16 protein-coding genes and 1 riboswitch are annotated in these 17162 nt (G+C 37.1%); of the genes, 12 read left to right on the top strand and 4 right to left on the bottom strand.

Features of this window, described 5'->3' with window-relative positions; genetic code table 11:
• Nucleotides 1-15: 15 nt before the first annotated feature.
• The 3 genes from ccoN to BW983_RS17840 form a co-directional block, all read right to left on the bottom strand.
• Entirely contained in the window at nt 16-2277 is a 2262-nt protein-coding gene (ccoN, locus tag BW983_RS17830) for a cytochrome-c oxidase, cbb3-type subunit I (protein WP_076553236.1), read from the bottom strand.
• A gap of 21 nt (nt 2278-2298) precedes the next feature.
• Nucleotides 2299-2511, bottom strand: coding sequence for a cbb3-type cytochrome oxidase assembly protein CcoS (ccoS, locus tag BW983_RS17835; RefSeq protein WP_065396418.1), 213 nt, complete (start codon nt 2509-2511; stop codon nt 2299-2301).
• Between the two features lie 109 nt (nt 2512-2620).
• A complete protein-coding gene (locus BW983_RS17840) occupies nt 2621-4999 on the bottom strand; it encodes a heavy metal translocating P-type ATPase (protein ID WP_076553237.1) in 2379 nt (792 codons plus the stop codon).
• Nucleotides 5000-5089: 90 nt separating this feature from the next.
• Between BW983_RS17840 and BW983_RS17845 the strand changes: the two genes are divergently transcribed.
• From BW983_RS17845 to BW983_RS17900, 12 genes are all read left to right on the top strand, one after another.
• A complete protein-coding gene (locus BW983_RS17845) occupies nt 5090-5803 on the top strand; it encodes a Crp/Fnr family transcriptional regulator (RefSeq protein WP_076356973.1) in 714 nt (237 codons plus the stop codon).
• A gap of 61 nt (nt 5804-5864) precedes the next feature.
• A complete protein-coding gene (gene panB / locus BW983_RS17850) occupies nt 5865-6680 on the top strand; it encodes a 3-methyl-2-oxobutanoate hydroxymethyltransferase (protein WP_065396421.1) in 816 nt (271 codons plus the stop codon).
• 3 nt (nt 6681-6683) lie between these two features.
• On the top strand, nt 6684-7007 hold the full coding sequence (locus tag BW983_RS17855; RefSeq protein ID WP_065396422.1) for a hypothetical protein: 324 nt from the start codon (nt 6684-6686) through the stop codon (nt 7005-7007).
• 11 nt (nt 7008-7018) lie between these two features.
• A complete protein-coding gene (locus BW983_RS17860; RefSeq protein WP_076553238.1) occupies nt 7019-7696 on the top strand; it encodes an RluA family pseudouridine synthase in 678 nt (225 codons plus the stop codon).
• Nucleotides 7697-7778: 82 nt separating this feature from the next.
• A riboswitch (TPP riboswitch) is annotated at nt 7779-7874 on the top strand.
• Between the two features lie 57 nt (nt 7875-7931).
• Nucleotides 7932-8138, top strand: coding sequence for a sulfur carrier protein ThiS (gene thiS / locus BW983_RS17865; RefSeq protein WP_076553239.1), 207 nt, complete (start codon nt 7932-7934; stop codon nt 8136-8138).
• A 23-nt stretch (nt 8139-8161) separates the two neighbouring features.
• Complete coding sequence (thiC, locus tag BW983_RS17870) at nt 8162-9973, top strand: phosphomethylpyrimidine synthase ThiC (protein WP_076553240.1); 1812 nt, start codon at nt 8162-8164, stop codon at nt 9971-9973.
• Nucleotides 9970-10560 carry a thiamine phosphate synthase gene (locus tag BW983_RS17875; protein ID WP_076553241.1) on the top strand — a complete coding sequence of 197 codons (591 nt, stop codon included), beginning with the start codon at nt 9970-9972 and terminating at the stop codon, nt 10558-10560. Before thiC ends, BW983_RS17875 begins: the two co-directional genes overlap by 4 nt.
• Nucleotides 10533-11273, top strand: coding sequence for a hydroxymethylpyrimidine/phosphomethylpyrimidine kinase (locus tag BW983_RS17880; RefSeq protein ID WP_076553242.1), 741 nt, complete (start codon nt 10533-10535; stop codon nt 11271-11273). Before BW983_RS17875 ends, BW983_RS17880 begins: the two co-directional genes overlap by 28 nt.
• 5 nt (nt 11274-11278) lie before the next feature.
• A complete protein-coding gene (locus tag BW983_RS17885) occupies nt 11279-11899 on the top strand; it encodes a thiamine phosphate synthase (protein WP_076553243.1) in 621 nt (206 codons plus the stop codon).
• Nucleotides 11892-12668 (top strand): thiazole synthase, encoded by a 777-nt coding sequence (locus BW983_RS17890; protein ID WP_076553244.1) that lies wholly within the window; start codon nt 11892-11894, stop codon nt 12666-12668. The genes BW983_RS17885 and BW983_RS17890 overlap by 8 nt, the downstream gene beginning before the upstream one ends.
• Nucleotides 12669-12679: 11 nt before the next feature.
• Nucleotides 12680-13798, top strand: coding sequence for a 2-iminoacetate synthase ThiH (thiH, locus tag BW983_RS17895; RefSeq protein WP_076553245.1), 1119 nt, complete (start codon nt 12680-12682; stop codon nt 13796-13798).
• A 15-nt stretch (nt 13799-13813) separates the two neighbouring features.
• Entirely contained in the window at nt 13814-14521 is a 708-nt protein-coding gene (locus tag BW983_RS17900; RefSeq protein ID WP_076553246.1) for a HesA/MoeB/ThiF family protein, read from the top strand.
• Between the two features lie 167 nt (nt 14522-14688).
• Here the strand turns inward: BW983_RS17900 and BW983_RS17905 are convergent, their stop codons facing one another.
• Nucleotides 14689-16929, bottom strand: coding sequence for an outer membrane beta-barrel protein (locus BW983_RS17905; RefSeq protein WP_076553247.1), 2241 nt, complete (start codon nt 16927-16929; stop codon nt 14689-14691).
• Between the last annotated feature and the right edge of the window lie 233 nt (nt 16930-17162).

Raw genomic sequence — 17162 nt, forward strand, 5'->3', positions numbered from 1 at the left:
TGATCTTTAATGTTTTTAGTTATTACTTGCTGTTTTAATTTCAGTTGTTTTAATATCAGTTCCTAATCTCTGAAGATAAGAAATAAGAGCTACGATTTCTTTTTTCTCTAATTCTCCCTGAGGTCTCTTAGCATAAGCCTCTTTCAAGTCATTTGCTTCAGAGAAGATATCTTTTACAATTTTAGCCGATTGGTTGTTTGCCCACTTGTCAGCAGAGTCAATTTGAGCTTTTGTATAAGGTACATCAAATGTATTCTTCATTAGCTTCATTTTATCTACCATTTTAGATCTGTCTAAGTCTGTAGCAATTAACCAAGGGTAACGAGGCATGATAGAACCTGCAGATGTAGATCTTGGGTTATACATGTGTTTGTAGTGCCAAGAACTTGGGTTTTTACCTCCTTCTCTATGTAAATCCGGTCCTGTTCTCTTAGAACCCCATAGGAACGGTCTGTCATATACAAATTCCCCTGCTTTAGAGTACTGTCCGTTTTTACCGTTAAATCTTGTAATCTCATCTCTGAACGGTCTGATCATCTGAGAGTGACAAGCGTTACAACCTTCACGGATATAGATATCTCTACCTTCTAATTCAAGCGGAGAATAAGGCTTCACTGCTGAAATGGTAGGTACACTTTTCTTAAGAGATAGAGTAGGGATGATTTCAACCATACTTCCGATTGAGATAGTAAATAATGATAATACTGTTAAAAGCATTGGCATTCTTTCCAACCAAAGGTGGAATCCTTCTCCTTCTTTACGTTTGTTTCCGATATTTGCTAAAGCAGGTGCTTCTGCAGGAACTTCTTTCTGGAATGAACCTTTTCTTACTGTAGCAATTACGTTAATGATCATTAGGATAGCTCCTGAAATATAGAATAACCCTCCTAAGAATCTCATTTTAAAGTAAGGAATAATTGCAGTTACAGTATCCAACCAGTTTTTCCATAATAATGTTCCGTCCGGGTTGAATTGTTTCCACATTAATCCTTGTGTGAATCCTGAAATATACATTGGTACTGCATAGAAAATGATTCCTAATGTACCTAACCAGAAATGCCAGTTAGCTAATTTTACAGACCAAATTTTTGTTCTCCACATAATTGGTACCAAGTAATAGATAACCCCGAATGCCATGAAACCATTCCATCCAAGAGCTCCTAAGTGTACGTGACCGATAACCCAGTCCGTAAAGTGACCAATTTTGTTGATGTTTTTAGTTGCTAAAAGCGGTCCTTCAAACGTTGCCATACCATAACAAGTAACAGCTACTACGAAGAACTTAAGGATAGGATTTTCTCTTACTTTATCCCAAGCTCCTCTTAAAGTAAGAAGACCATTTAACATACCTCCCCAAGACGGTGCAATCAGCATGATAGAGAAACCTGTTCCTACTGCCTGTGCCCATGCCGGAAGAGCTGTATACTGAAGGTGGTGAGGACCAGCCCAAATATATACGAAGATTAATGACCAGAAGTGAATAATAGACAGCTTATATGAGAATACCGGTCTGTCTGCTGCTTTTGGTAAGAAATAATACATTAAACCTAGAACCGGAGTTGTCAATACGAATGCTACTGCATTGTGACCATACCACCATTGTACGATGGCATCCTTTGCTCCTGCATATGCAGAATAAGACTTCCAGCCAGAGAATGATAATGGAACCTCAAGGTTGTTGAAGATGTGAAGCATTGCTACTGCAACCCAAGTACCTAAATAGAACCAGATGGCAACATAAAGGTGTCTCACTCTTCTCTTCGAAATAGTCATAATCATGTTTACCCCGAAAATGATCCAAGAGACAGCAATTAAAATATCAATTGGCCATTCGTGCTCAGCATATTCTTTAGAAGTATTAATACCCATAAAGAAGGTAATGAACGTAGCAACGATCATAAACTGCCAAGTCCAGAAGTGGATCCAAGATAATGTATCACTATACATTCTTGTCTTCAATAATCTCTGCGTAGAGTAATACACTCCTACATAAACGATATTACACACGAACGCGAAGATCACGGTATTTGTGTGTAGCATTCTGATTCTACCAAAACCGAATGCACCATGAGTGTTTATTAAACCTTGAATATTACCCGATGCTAAACTTTTAATGGTTGTGTCATCCGTTCCGAAAAAGAACTCTGGTAATTCAGGGTAGAAAAGCATTAATGCCGCCGTAAGCCCAAACGTAAATCCTATGAAACCAAAGATAATGGTTGCATAGAGGAACGCACGGACAATACTGTTGTCATAACTAAACTTTTGTGTTTCCATATCAACTATTCACTATTTTTCTCAATTTTTATTATTTTCTCCTATTTCTTTTTCGTCTTTATCTTTGTCGCCATTTTCATCTTTTTCTTTAACTCGTTCGTCATCGAAAAGGATTCTGACAGCAGGAGACTCATCATCTTCAAACTGCCCTTTTTTGGCATACACTATAAATACGACCAAGAAGATCGCAGCTAAAGAAACACTGCAGACGATCATTAAATATAGAATATCCATTGGACAACAAAATTAACCTATTTTCGGGGTTCAAATTTAGTGAAAAATAATGACATTCATCACGAAATGCCGATTTCAGCTAATTTAAAATCAGTCTAAATAAGGGCGTTTAAGCCTGTTTTTTGAAGTATTTGCGACCCAGTATCCATGTTGAAACTGTAGTGAAGGTAACAACAGTAATAGAACTTACTGGCATGATTATGGCAGCGAAGAGAGGATGCATATGTCCTGTAACAGCGTAACTTAACCCAACAATATTATAAAGAAAACTGATTATAAATGTCATTTTCACAATCGTGATTGAACCTTTACAGACGTTCAGATAATTGTCAAGAGTGACTACTTTTTCCCCATTCATAATGACATCTGACGATGGGGTAAAGCTATTGGTGTCATCAGCAATTGCAATCCCTACATTACTTTGTTTTAAAGCACCGGCATCATTCAATCCGTCACCTAGCATTGCTACTTTCATGTGTTGATCCTGAAGATCTTTGATGTAATTCAGCTTATCTTCCGGACTTTGGTTGAAAGCCATTCCTTTGTAATTTGGAATAAGTTCTTTAAGCTGGTTTTCCTCTGAGGAATTGTCTCCACTCAGAATGAATATTTTGTAGTTGGTTAGTTTTTGGAATAAATCTTTAAGCTTTGGTCGGTACTCATTTTTGAAAATGAACTTACCTAAGAATTCATCATTTTTACTGATATATACAGCTGTTTCTAAATTCTTTGGCTCCTGATTATTATATCGGGCAGAACCGATTTTATAAATATTTCCTCTTACGCTGGCAAGATACCCTTTGCCTGAGATTTCCTGAAAGTTTTCAACTGGGAAATAATCGTCATTGACCTCAATGAAGTCATAAAGTGACTTGGAAAGCGGGTGGTTTGAGTTTTTTAATAAGCTTTTGATATTCAGTAAATCAAATTCCTGAATTGCAGTGCCATCGTATTTGATATTGGCTTTCTTTCTGTGAGTTATTGTTCCTGTTTTATCAAAAACAATAGTGTCCAGTTTCGCGATTTTCTCAATCGTTAAAGTGTCTTTTACGTAGAATTTATTTCTACCTAAAATCCTCATAATGTGACCGAAAGTGAACGGTGCAGAAAGAGCAAGCGCACATGGACAGGCAATGATAAGAATTGCTGAAATGACCTGGAACATTTTCTCCAAATCGATGAATGCCCAGTAGATTCCGGAAATCAGTGCGATACCTAAAATAATGAATGTGAAATATTTACTAATGTTATTCGTTAGTGTGTCAAGACCCGTTTCGTGCTTTTTGAAAGCTTCCTTATTCCAAAGCTGGGTAAGGTAACTTTGGTCTACATCTTTAATAACTTCAAGTTCTAAAGATGACCCTACCTGCTTACCTCCGGCAAAAATTTTGTCTCCGGGTTGTTTGCTGATGCTTTCACTTTCTCCGGTAATGAAACTGTTGTCTATATTTCCTTCTCCGTTGATAAGAATTGCGTCTACCGGAATGATTTCCTGGTTTCTAACTAAAATTCTGTCACCAACTTTTATCTCGGAAAGAAGAATGTTTTCCTGTTTTCCATCAAAATCTACCTTTGTTACAGCAATTGGGTAAAACGATTTATAATCTCTGTCATAGGAAAGAGCGCTGTAAGTCCTTTTCTGGAAAAGTTTCCCCATTAGCATGAAGAATAAAAGCCCACAAAGAGTATCAAAATATCCTGGACCGTAATCAGTCGCTACTTCATAAATACTTCTTCCGAAAAGGACAAAGATTCCCAATACGATTGGAACATCAATGTTGACAATTTTATTTTTTAATCCGTACCAAGCGGATTTATAGTAATCTGATGCGGAGTAAAATACAACCGGACATGCCAGTAAGAACATCAAAACTCTGAAAAGACCTTTATAATGCTCCATCCAATAATCTTCACCACCTACATATTCCGGGAATGCCAAGAACATTCCGTTTCCAAAAGCGAAACCTGCAATGGCAAATTTTACAAGAAGAGATTTATCGAGATGATCAACATTTTTTTCAGCAGTTTCAAGACTGATGACAGGCTTATATCCCAGATTGGTTAAAAAATTAGCTAGTTCGCTTAGTTTTAAATCCTTATGATTGAATGAAACCTGTAAGGTCTTTCTCGTAAAGTTAACCTGTGAATATTTAATATGGTCATTCAGGGTATGAAGACTCTCCAATAGCCAAATACACGAAGAACAGTGGATTACAGGGATTTTGAATGTGACAAGACTGGTGTTCCCTTCAGAAAAATCCGTTACTTTTTCAAAGATTTCCGGAGTGTCAAGATAATCGAACTGGGTAGAACTTTCATCACTCGGACGAATTCCGGCACCCTTATTTAGTTCATAGAAATTACTTAAATTATTTGTGTTCAGAATTTCATAAACAGATTTACATCCGTTACAACAGAAAGTCTTTTCATCAAACAAAATTCTCTCTTTTTCTATACCTTGACCACAATGAAAACAGTTCTCGCTCACCTCCCTAAAATATTGAACTACAAAATTATAACAATTTTTTTTGTTTATCGAGTTAAAAAGTTCTATTTTTGTGATAAATATCATATAAACATGCCGCAGGAACAACAGATAGCAATTGAAGAGAGGTTCGCCAGAGTTTTTAATGATAAATCATTTAAGGAAAGACTTTCTAGCGCAGATTTTGAAAAATATATTAACGGTAAAAAAAGATTGAGTTTTCAGAAACACGATACTATTTTCGAGGACGGAGAAACTCCTAGGGGAGTGTTTGTTCTGGAAAAAGGAGCCGCTAAACTTTCAAAATCCGGAGCTTTTGGAAAAGATCAGATTTTAAGATTTATCAAAGAGGGGGATATCATCGGCTATCGTTCTTTGCTTTGTGGAGAAAACTTCCAAGCAAAAGCTGAAGCAATGACGGATATTGAATGTGTTTTCTTACCAGCAGATATTTTCATGTATCTATTGGAGGTAGACCCACAGTTATCTTTCGTAATGCTTCAAAAAATTTCATACGAATTAGGAGAATCTTCCAATACCATTACATTCCTTGCTCAGAAAACAGTGAGAGAAAGACTTGCGGAAATACTACTGCTTTTAGAACAGAAGCTGGGAGTAGATCCTGAAGGTTTTATTAAAATCTCCTTAACCAGAGAAGAAATTGCTAATATTATCGGTACAGCTACAGAAAGTGCCATTCGTCTGATCTCCGAATTCAAACAGGATAGCTTGATTGAAGTTGACGGAAGAAATATCAAAATTCTGAATCACGACAAACTCATGAAACTCGGTCACGTAGTTTTATAAAAATCATACAAAACTTAAGTCGGCTCAGTGCCGACTTTTTAACTTTTAAAATAGATAAATTATGTCTGTTCACTCTGAAATTAAAAAAGTTACAACTGAAACCTTGCGTAAAATGAAATTCGACAAGGAAAAAATAACAATGCTTACTGCCTATGACTTTACCACGGCAAAAATGGTAGATGCAGGTGGAGTAGATGCTATTTTGATTGGAGACTCTGCGGCAAATGTAATGGCTGGTTTTGAAACTACGTTGCCTATTACTTTAGACCAAATGATCTACCATGCGCAAAGTGTGGTAAGAGGAACTGACAGAGCTTTGGTAGTAGCAGATCTTCCTTTCGGAACTTATCAGAGTAACCCTGAAAAAGCATTGGAATCTGCGGTCAGAATGATGAAGGAAGGAGGTGCTCATGCCGTGAAGATTGAAGGCGGAAAAGAAATCTCAAAATCTATTAAGAAAATCATCAATGCCGGAATTCCTGTAATGGGACACTTGGGATTGACTCCACAATCGATCTATAAATTCGGAACCTATAAAGTAAGAGCAAAAGAAGAAGCAGAAGCTGAAAAACTTATTGCTGATGCACAGCTTTTAGAAGAATTAGGATGTTTTTCTGTTGTTTTAGAGAAAATTCCAGCAGATTTAGCTAAAAAAGTGACTGAAAGTATCTCTATTCCTACCATTGGTATCGGAGCTGGTGCAGACTGTGACGGTCAGGTGCTTGTATATCATGATATGGTAGGGATGAACAAGGGTTTCAGTCCTAAATTCTTAAGAAGATATCTAGATCTTTATACTGAAATTACAGGAGCAGTTTCTCAATATGTGAAAGACGTAAAGAACGTAGATTTTCCAAACCAAAACGAAAGTTATTAATTCATGCAGAACCAACAACAATCTATTCAGGGAATTTTATCTATTGCAGCATTAGTTTGCTTAGCTATTGGCTGGTTTAATTTATTTTCTCCGGATATCAATCATTTACTTTCAAGAAAGGTATTCTATGTTTTAATAGGGGCAAGTTTCTTTATTCAGGCGCCATTGCTTACTAATAAAAATTTCATGTATGCAATGTATGCAGCAGCAGGAATTTGTGTAGTAGGTGCATTTTTACCAGATTCATCAAATCTTTCTGCCCTTAAAACAATTGGTCTTTTGGCGGGGATTATTCTTTCAATGTCCAATAGAAGCAGAAACAGATAGTCTGAGCAGTTATGAAGGAGCAGATTGTATATGAGGATAATCATCTTCTGGTGGTCAATAAAAAAGTCGGGCAGCTTGTACAAGGTGACAAGACCGGCGATGAATCACTTTTAGAATCAATAAAGAATTTTATAAAAATAAGAGATGCTAAGCCGGGGAATGTTTTTCTCGGCTTGGTTCATCGTATAGACCGTCCTACTTCAGGTTTGGTGATCTATGCAAAAACTTCCAAAGCGCTTTCTCGCCTTACTCAGATGGTTAAGAACCGTGAGGTAAAGAAAACCTATTGGGCAGTTGTGGGAAAAGAAATGATTCCACAGACTCAGAGGCTGGTTCATTATTTAAAGAAAAACGAGAAGAATAACAAAGCTATTGTGTTCTCGAAAGCTACGGAAGGAGCAAAAGAAGCGATCCTTACCTATAATGTGATAAAAGCATTGGATAACTATCTGCTTCTTGAGATTGATCTTGAAACCGGCAGACACCACCAGATCCGAGCCCAGTTATCCAAAACCGGAGTTCCGATTAAAGGAGATCTTAAATATGGGGCTCCGCGATCTAATCCGGATGGAGGAATAAATCTTCATGCAAGAAAATTACAATTCATTCATCCTGTTACCAAAGAAGAAATTGAAATTATAGCTCCTGTTCCGCAGAACGATGCGATCTGGAGAGCTTGTGAAGAATAAAATAAAAATCCTACTCATTGAGTGGGATTTTTTGTTTCTGCAAATTTGATTTTGTCCATTCTCAAAAAATACCTAACTTCGTCCCACACTTTAGGGGTGTCTGTTTTTACAGACTGAGACTTTACCCTTTGAACCTGATCTGGATTATACCAGCGTAGGGAAAAGTAGATGACTTTTGCTGTACATTCTATTGTACAATAATAGCCATTCCTAAAGTATATTTAAATCATTAGGAATGGAACTTATAATCAACCACACCCGAAAAACATTCGATGTACTTCCTGAAAATCTGGAAGCATTATTGGCTATGGAATTACCTGGAAAAAAGAAAGGTATTGCTGTAGCACTCAACAATCGCATCGTCCCGCTATCTGCCTGGGCGAAAACATTCCTTAACAACAACGATTCAGTTTTAATCATTACTGCCACTCAAGGTGGTTAATTCTCATACTTAATACCAATATTATGGCTCATTCAATCACATGTTCGCCATTTCCGAACTCAAAGAAAATTTATGTTGAAGGAAAAATTCATCCTATCAATGTAGCAATGCGTGAAATAAAGCTTAGTCCTACAAAGCTTACCAACGGAAATTTTGAAGAAAACGCTCCGGTCACTATTTACGACACTTCTGGTCCTTATACTGATGAAAATGCAGTAATAGATATCCAAAAAGGACTTCCAAGAATAAGAGAAAAATGGATTCTGGACAGAAAAGATGTTAATATCCTGGGCGGGATTACCTCAGAATACGGAAAAGCACGTTTAGCAGATCCTAAACTTGATGAATTACGTTTCTCCTACGATCATAAACCGAAAGTAGCACGGGAAGGAAAAGAGCTTACCCAGCTTTATTATGCAAAACAGGGAATCATTACCCCCGAAATGGAATATGTTGCCATCAGAGAAAATCAAAGAATCGAGCAGCTTAATTCTGTTCCGAAAGAGATGGCTTGCCAGCATATCGGGAATAGTTTTGGTGCCAATACTCCTAAAAGTAAAATCACTCCGGAATTTGTAAGAGATGAAATTGCTGCCGGAAGAGCGATTATACCGAATAACATTAATCACCCTGAAAGTGAGCCAATGATTATCGGAAGAAACTTTTTGGTAAAAATCAACGCAAACATCGGAAATAGTGCTGTTTCATCAAGTATTGATGAAGAAGTAGAGAAGGCAGTTTGGGCTTGCCGATGGGGAGCAGATACTATTATGGATCTTTCAACAGGAAAGAATATTCATGAAACAAGAGAATGGATCATCAGAAACAGCCCGGTTCCTATTGGTACTGTCCCGATTTATCAGGCATTGGAAAAAGTAAAAGGAGTCCCGGAGGATCTGACTTGGGAGGTTTTTAAAGATACCTTAATAGAACAGGCAGAACAGGGAGTTTCCTATTTTACGATTCATGCGGGAGTTTTATTGAGGTATATTCATCTGACAGCAAACAGGGTGACAGGAATTGTTTCCAGAGGGGGATCTATTATGGCAAAATGGTGCCTTTATCATCACAAAGAAAACTTTTTATATACTCATTTTGAGGAGATTTGCGAGATCATGAAGAAGTATGATGTAGCATTTTCTTTAGGTGACGGTTTACGTCCGGGATCTATTGCGGATGCTAATGATGCGGCTCAGTTTGCGGAATTAGAAACTTTAGGTGAACTGACAAAAATTGCATGGAAACATAATGTACAGGTGATGATTGAAGGTCCCGGTCACGTTCCGATGCATATGATTAAAGAAAACATGGAGAAGCAACTGGAAGTGTGTGACGAAGCACCTTTCTATACATTGGGACCTTTAACCACAGATATTGCACCTGGTTATGATCATATTACTTCAGGAATCGGGGCAGCAATGATAGGTTGGTTCGGATGTGCCATGCTTTGTTATGTAACGCCAAAAGAACATTTGGGACTTCCGAACAAAGACGATGTAAAAGTGGGAGTAATTACCTATAAACTAGCAGCTCATGCCGCAGATTTAGCAAAAGGACATCCAGGAGCACAATACCGAGATAATGCATTAAGTAAAGCAAGATTTGAATTCAGATGGGAAGATCAGTTCAATCTTTCGTTAGACCCAGATACCGCAAGAGCTTATCATGATGAAACACTTCCTGCTGACGGAGCTAAAATTGCCCATTTCTGTTCAATGTGCGGACCGAAATTCTGCTCAATGAAGATCACGCAGGAAATCCGTGAATCTGCAGAACAGGGAATGTTTGATAAGTCACAGGAATTTATTGAAAAAGGAAAGGAAATTTATATATGATACTCGTTATCACTCCTGAAACAATAATTTCAAACGAATCGGAAGCCATCAATGAAATGTTTCATGAAGGTCTGGACTTGCTTCACGTCAGGAAACCCTGGATCAATGAGGACGAAATGATTGGTTTTATCAACCGTATTGATGAAGCTTTTCATCCTCAATTGGTAATGCACAGCCATTATGATCTTGGGAAGCAATATGGAGTTTCAAGATTTCACTTTAGGGAAGAAGATCGTAAACAGGAGAAATATCAATCTTTTGTAAATAAAAGTATAATTTCTACTTCTGTACATGAGATTCAAAGCTTTAATACTTTGGGAAAAGAATGGGAATATGCCTTTATAAGCCCATTCTTTCCAAGTATTTCCAAAAAAGAATATGGAACAGATTCAACAGTGAAGGAAAGTTTAAAAGAACGAAATAATCCGGATGTGAAGCTGATTGCTTTAGGTGGCATTGATGAAAACCATATTCAGGAGGTATTTGATCTTGGAGCAGATGGAGTGGCTTTGTTGGGAGCAGTCTGGGAGAGTGATGAACCATTAAACATTTTTAGAAAATGCAGAAAGAACGTCCTTTTGTCATAAGTATTGCAGGTTTTGATCCAAGTGGAGGTGCCGGATTACTTTCAGATAGCAAAACCCTTGAACAGATTGGGGTAATGGGATTAGGAGTATGTACCGCCCTTACTTTGCAGACTGCCGATCAATGCTTTAGCTTAGAATGGCGAACGATTGATGAAATCACAATGGAAATTAAAGTATTGATGAATCATTATTCTGTTTCCGTAGTGAAAATAGGAATTGTAAAAGATGCTGAATTTTTAGAAGCAATTGTAAATACAGTTAAAGCTTGTAATAATGAAACTCAAATTGTGTGGGATCCTGTTTTGAAGAGCACATCGGAATTCACTTTTTTTAATCTTGAAACACTTCCTCTGCTAAAGAATACCTTGAATAAGATAAATCTCATCACCCCGAACTATAATGAATACTTGGTTTTAAAAGATGGTAGTCTTTTGTCAGGTGAAAATCTATGTTCGATTCTGATCAAAGGTGGGCACAGAGAAGATCGTTTGGGAACGGATGTTTTAGTTGAAGGAGAAAAAGAAATATATCTGGTTCCAACTGACGGGGATTTTAATTACTATCCCAAACACGGTTCAGGATGTGTCCTTTCTTCAGCCATTGCAGGAGAACTTGCCAAAGGAGTGAAAATGGAGACAGCCTGTAAAAATGGCAAATTATATATTGAAAAATTTTTAAAAAGTAATCCCTCTTTATTGGGAACACATTCATAGAACCTATGGAAAAATTACAATACATCTCACAGGGAAAGACAATGCAGGAGCAGGAACTCAATATCCGAAAGGCTCTTGATAACGGAATAAAATGGGTGCAAATCCGCTGGAAAAATGCACCGGAAGATGACTTGATCAGTCTTTGTGAAACTTCTAAGCAGCTTTGTTCAGAATACCAATCGGTTTGTATCATCAACGATAATGCACAACTGGCAAAAACTATTGATGCTGATGGAGTTCATCTAGGATTAAGTGATGGCTCTATCAAAGAAGCAAGGCTTATTTTAGGTGAAAATAAAATCATTGGAGGAACTGCTAATACCATTTCAGACATTCTTCAAAGAATAGATGAATCCTGTGATTATATAGGTTTAGGACCTTTGAGATTTACAGTGACCAAAGAAAAACTAAGTCCTGTTCTTGGATTTGAAGGGTATCAGAAAATTATTAATCATTTACAGGAAAAATCAATAGAGATTCCTAAAATATTTGCCATCGGTGGAGTGGCTCTTGAAGATATTCAGCCTTTACAGGAAGTAGGAATTTATGGAGTGGCGGTATCGGGGCAAATTACAAACCAACCAACCATCATTAATGAATTTAAAAAAGCAATGATTTATGCATAATCAAAAATTAATAATAGCAGACAGAACCTTTGAATCAAGATTGTTTTTAGGAACAGGAAAATTCGGAAGTCTTCAGGATATGGCAGCCTCAGTTGTAGCTTCAGAATCCAATATGGTGACAATGGCATTGAAACGAATTGATGCTCAGTCAGAAGAAGACGACCTTCTGGATTCATTGAAAGGTACCCATGTTCATCTTTTACCTAATACTTCCGGAGCAAGAACAGCAAAAGAAGCGGTATTGGCAGCACAATTGGCAAGAGAAGCTCTGGAAACCAACTGGGTAAAGCTGGAAATTCATCCGGATCCGAAATATTTACTTCCAGATCCTATTGAAACTTTATACGCAACAGAAGAACTTGCTAAGCTTGGATTTGTAGTGATGCCTTACATTCATGCTGATCCGGTTTTATGCAAACGTCTAGAAGATGCTGGGACAGCTGTGGTGATGCCTTTAGGAGCACCGATTGGAACAAATAAAGGATTAAGAACCTTAGACTTCTTAGAAATTATCATCAGTCAAAGTAACGTGCCTGTAGTGGTAGATGCAGGAATTGGTGCCCCTTCAGATGCAGCCAAAGCTATGGAAATGGGAGCAGATGCCGTTCTTGTCAATACAGCAATTGCTGTTGCCAGAAATCCTGTGAATATGGCTGTTGCTTTTAAAGAAGGAGTAATTGCCGGAAGAAGAGCCTTTGAATCTGGTCTGGGAGCGATTGCTGATCATGCAGAAGCTTCAAGTCCGCTAACTTCGTTTTTGTTTGAATAAAAATCATAATAATGAATAGTTTTAAGGAGGTTTTCGAGCTATACCAATGGAATGAAGTAAAAACCAGACTTGAAAAAGTAAGCATTTCCGAGGTTCGAAACAGTCTCCAGAGAAGAAATAAAACAATGGATGACTTTCTGAATCTGCTTTCACCGGCAGCTTCACAAGAGCTGGAACTGATGGCTGCTATGACAAGAGCCCTTACCCAGAAACGATTTGGAAAGACCATTCAGCTGTATGCCCCATTGTATTTGAGTAATGAATGTCAAAATATTTGTACTTATTGTGGCTTCAGCCTTGATAATAATCTCAGAAGAAAAACGCTTACCGATTCAGAATTGATGATAGAAACTTCTGTTTTAAAATCAATGGGAGTTAATCATGTTTTACTTGTCAGTGGGGAAGCAAATAAAATAGTAGGAGTTCCTTACTTTCAGAATGCAGTTCGTTTATTAAGACCTCATTTTTCCAATATTTCTATTGAAGTACAGCCCTTAGAAGAGAAAGAATACAAGCTGCTTCATGAAGAAGGAGTACATTCTGTATTGGTCTATCAGGAAACTTATCATCAGGATGTTTATAAAGAATATCATCCGAAAGGTAAAAAATCAAACTTCCATTATCGCCTGGAAACTCCTGACAGAATAGGAAGAGCTGGAATCCACAAAATGGGCTTAGGAGTGCTACTTGGACTGGAAGACTGGCGGGTAGATAGTTTTTTCAATGCACTTCATATTGATTACCTTCAGAAACAGTACTGGAAGAGCAAATTTTCAGTATCATTTCCAAGACTCAGACCGGCAGAAGGGATTATTGAACCTAATTTTATTATGGAAGATAAAGATTTGTTACAGTTGATCTGTGCTTACAGGATTTGGAACGAAGACCTTGAAATATCAATATCCACAAGGGAAAATGAAACATTCAGGAATCACATAGTTTCACTGGGAGCTACCACAATGAGTGCGGGATCAAAAACCAATCCGGGTGGATATGCTGTAGATAAAGAATCTCTAGAACAATTTGAAACCAGCGATGAACGAAGCATGGAGGAAATTAAATCTATGATTAAAAAATCAGGGTATGATCCGGTGATGAAGGATTGGGATTCTATTTATAGTGGTGTTTAAATAGTATAGTGCGAAATGCAAGAAGATATTTTTAAAAGATACAGCCGCCAGATCTTTATTGATGAAATAGGCTTAGAAGGGCAAAAAAAAATTATCAACTCCAAAGTACTTGTCATAGGAGCAGGAGGTTTAGGGAGTCCTGTTATTCAATATCTTGCTGCAGCAGGAGTTGGAACCTTAGGCATTGCGGATTTTGATCATGTGGAACTTCATAATCTGAACCGTCAGATTATACATAATGAAAGCAGAGTAGGAGAACTGAAAGTAAAAAGCGCAGAAACTTTCGTTAAAAATCTTAATCACCAGGTTAAAGTAATCAGTATTGAACAAAAAATTGATACTTCTAATGCTTCGGAAATACTTTCACAGTATGATATTGTTGTAGATGGATCAGATAACTTCACAACACGATATTTGGTGAATGATACCTGTGTAGAGTTGAAAAAAACATTGGTTTATGGAAGTATTTTAGGCTTTTCCGGACAGGTTGCTGTTTTCAATCATAAAGGGAGTAAAAATCTTCGGGATCTTTTCCCTGAGCCACCTTTCGATGAAGAGGTACCAGATTGTGATAGTTTAGGAGTTCTTGGGGCTTTACCAGGAATTGTTGGGAGTATGATGGCACTTCAAACTTTGAAAATGATTACAGATCTTCCTGTAAATCTTAATCAGTTAACATTGATTGATACACTGAATTGGAGATTTCAAACCTTAGAATTCTAAAATGGATTTGATTTTTGCTTCTAGCTGATCATACAAATTCCGTAGATATTAATGCGGGTGTTGTAATTCATGAAGAAAAAATCTGCGTGAGATAAAATGAAATCAAGCAAAATAAAAATGAGGCAGTAATAATTATCACTGCCTCATTTTTGGTTATCATTTAAAATCTATTGCCCTTGTTGCATTACCCCACCATTATCTTCTTTCTTGGTTTGATTCAGGATACTGGCATCCTCTTTTGCTAATTTATTTTTCGTCGGAATTTTATAATTAATAGAAACTCCGAAATTTCTTGAGTCAAATTTGGTTCTTAGCAAAGCTCTTTCTCCCTGAGGTGGGTTGGAATATGCCTGCATCACTTGGCTATTGAAGATATCATTAGCAAATACTGATACTGTCAGGCGCTTCTCCATAAACTTTTTAGTAAGCGTGATATTCAGTGAATTATTGAATGGCTTATCTGCAGTAAAATAGAAATATCCTCCTTTCGGTGTTATATAACTATAATTTACATTCATATTGATTTCCTTCGGAAGGATCAATTGAGTCATCAGGTTAAAGATCCAAAACCCTTTATTGTTGAGGTTATCAATCTCATGCTTCTGATATCCTGCATACAGATACATGAAGTTGATCTTATCAGGGTTAAAGTTGAATTTCATCACTTCGCTTAGTGGCTTACTGAAGAGCATAAACGGAATAGGAAGCCCTACATTGAAGTTATGAATTCTCATATTAGAGATGTTCATTTGCTGATTGTAAAGATTTCTACCGTCCTTTCTAACGATTTGTGCTACCTGATCAGTTGCTGCACTTACACTATATCCGATGAATGCATAATCAAAGGCAGAAATTTTCAACTCGTAATTGTTAAAAATAGTTGGCTGAAGATTGGCATTACCTGTTATCTGGGTATTCGGTCCTCCAAATGTCGTGTTGTTTGGATTTAAGGCAGAAATACTTGGTAAGCTGATTTTTTTGTTATAATTGGCTGATACATATACCTGATTCATCAGGCTGTATTGGATGCTGGCATTAGGGAAGAATTTAAACCTATTGAAAGGAGTAAGGTTCTTTTCAACTACTTTTCCTTCCTCATTATAAAATCTGGTGATTCCCGAAATATCATAATTTTCGGCTCTCGCTCCTAATGTAAAATCAAATTTCTTCAATTTAGCCTGAAATTCTAAATAGGTAGAAGCAGTTTGTCTCTGATAATCCAAATTCATAAGTCCAAAGCTGTCTGTATCATAATCCTGCCTTTCATATAACCCTCCTGTACTTAGTTTTCCGCCATCAAGAAGTTTAATAGGTTGAGAATAGTCAATCTTGAAGTTGGCAATTCTCATATCAGAATTATTATTTAAAACATTTCCCAGAGTAGTTGTTGGTAAACGTTCTTCGGAGTGACCTGGAAACGCTTCAAAGGTCTTGTCAAACAATACATTATCCTGCCCAAACTTTGTGTAAGCCTTTGTATAGCCAAACTGAAAATCAAGTTTTTGAGACTTATCTGAAAAACGCTTCTGATAGGTTACCACAGCCTCCTGTCTTACTGAGTTTGTGCGGGAAATATCTGAAGATCCAAAAGTATAATTTTTGATATAATAACCAGCGGGAATAGTTCTGTCAATAGTTCTATCTCCTTTACCATCACTTAAAGTATAATTATCATTGTTGTTATGATAAATATCGTAGTTCATCAATAACCTGTCTTGTCCAAGATCAAAAGTTACCCCTGCTTTCGCAAAATAAGTACGGGCAAATCTGTCTGTATTGCTGTTCAGAATATCATCCTGCTGACTGTTCAGCATACTTTCGCGATAGTTTTGTCCTACGTTCAGCTGCCATCCGAAAAGCTTATTTCTGGCATTTAAATTAATGGAATTTGTGGTTCTGCTTCTGTATTTGTCATAATTGGAGAATGAATAATTCCCGGAATAAGTAGCCGTTAAATATTTATTGGCATTTTTATTCGTAATAATATTCATAATGGCACCACCTGATGTTGCTGGGAATTCTGCTCCTGGCTGGGTGATCACTTCAATTTTCTCTACTGAATTTGCCGGCATACCTTCAAGAAAGGAATTGAGCTCATTGGAAGTAATATTTAGAGGTCTTCCGTTAAGAAAAACATCAAGCATTTTTCCCTGATACATCATTCCTGCAATATCTGTTGCCACTAGCCCCGGAAGTTTTTTTATTCCTTCCAGAACGTTTCCATTGTTCAGTTGAGGTTGTTCAGAAAAGTCAAAAACCGTACGGTCTGCCTTTTGTTCAACGGCTTTTTTAGTTTTAGTAATGACAATCCCGTCAATTTGTTTTTCATTGGTTGTATTCTTGCCTTTTTCCTGTGAAAAAATAAACACAGAACTTAAAAGCGATAAAGCGAATATAGTTTTTTTCATAATGTATTACTACTATCCGGTTAGACGCTGAAAAAGAAATTTTGTTACAGATACATAGATAATTTGCCCGTCTTCAGGATTAGATTTCTCATTATTCGTTTATAAATCATCTTTCTATGTGTTTTGAGGAATAAAGGAAGGAGATGATCTGGTGTAAAATACAATTAACAGAATTCAAAGCTGAAAAGCCGGAAGTTTTTTTCTTCCGGCCTCCAACCTATGAACTTCTCTTG

It is taken from the genome of Chryseobacterium ureilyticum, from assembly GCF_900156735.1.
Lineage (GTDB): Bacteria > Bacteroidota > Bacteroidia > Flavobacteriales > Weeksellaceae > Chryseobacterium > Chryseobacterium ureilyticum.

Excerpts from the sequence above, each read along its gene's own strand:
- ccoN (WP_076553236.1), bottom strand. The coding sequence starts at position 2,277 with ATGGAAACACAAAAGTTTAGTTATGACAACAGTATTGTCCGTGCGTTC.
- ccoS (WP_065396418.1), bottom strand. The coding sequence starts at position 2,511 with ATGGATATTCTATATTTAATGATCGTCTGCAGTGTTTCTTTAGCTGCG.
- BW983_RS17845 (WP_076356973.1), top strand. The coding sequence starts at position 5,090 with ATGCCGCAGGAACAACAGATAGCAATTGAAGAGAGGTTCGCCAGAGTT.
- panB (WP_065396421.1), top strand. The coding sequence starts at position 5,865 with ATGTCTGTTCACTCTGAAATTAAAAAAGTTACAACTGAAACCTTGCGT.
- BW983_RS17855 (WP_065396422.1), top strand. The coding sequence starts at position 6,684 with ATGCAGAACCAACAACAATCTATTCAGGGAATTTTATCTATTGCAGCA.
- BW983_RS17860 (WP_076553238.1), top strand. The coding sequence starts at position 7,019 with ATGAAGGAGCAGATTGTATATGAGGATAATCATCTTCTGGTGGTCAAT.
- thiS (WP_076553239.1), top strand. The coding sequence starts at position 7,932 with ATGGAACTTATAATCAACCACACCCGAAAAACATTCGATGTACTTCCT.
- thiC (WP_076553240.1), top strand. The coding sequence starts at position 8,162 with ATGGCTCATTCAATCACATGTTCGCCATTTCCGAACTCAAAGAAAATT.
- BW983_RS17875 (WP_076553241.1), top strand. The coding sequence starts at position 9,970 with ATGATACTCGTTATCACTCCTGAAACAATAATTTCAAACGAATCGGAA.
- BW983_RS17880 (WP_076553242.1), top strand. The coding sequence starts at position 10,533 with ATGCAGAAAGAACGTCCTTTTGTCATAAGTATTGCAGGTTTTGATCCA.
- BW983_RS17885 (WP_076553243.1), top strand. The coding sequence starts at position 11,279 with ATGGAAAAATTACAATACATCTCACAGGGAAAGACAATGCAGGAGCAG.
- BW983_RS17890 (WP_076553244.1), top strand. The coding sequence starts at position 11,892 with ATGCATAATCAAAAATTAATAATAGCAGACAGAACCTTTGAATCAAGA.
- thiH (WP_076553245.1), top strand. The coding sequence starts at position 12,680 with ATGAATAGTTTTAAGGAGGTTTTCGAGCTATACCAATGGAATGAAGTA.
- BW983_RS17900 (WP_076553246.1), top strand. The coding sequence starts at position 13,814 with ATGCAAGAAGATATTTTTAAAAGATACAGCCGCCAGATCTTTATTGAT.
- BW983_RS17905 (WP_076553247.1), bottom strand. The coding sequence starts at position 16,929 with ATGAAAAAAACTATATTCGCTTTATCGCTTTTAAGTTCTGTGTTTATT.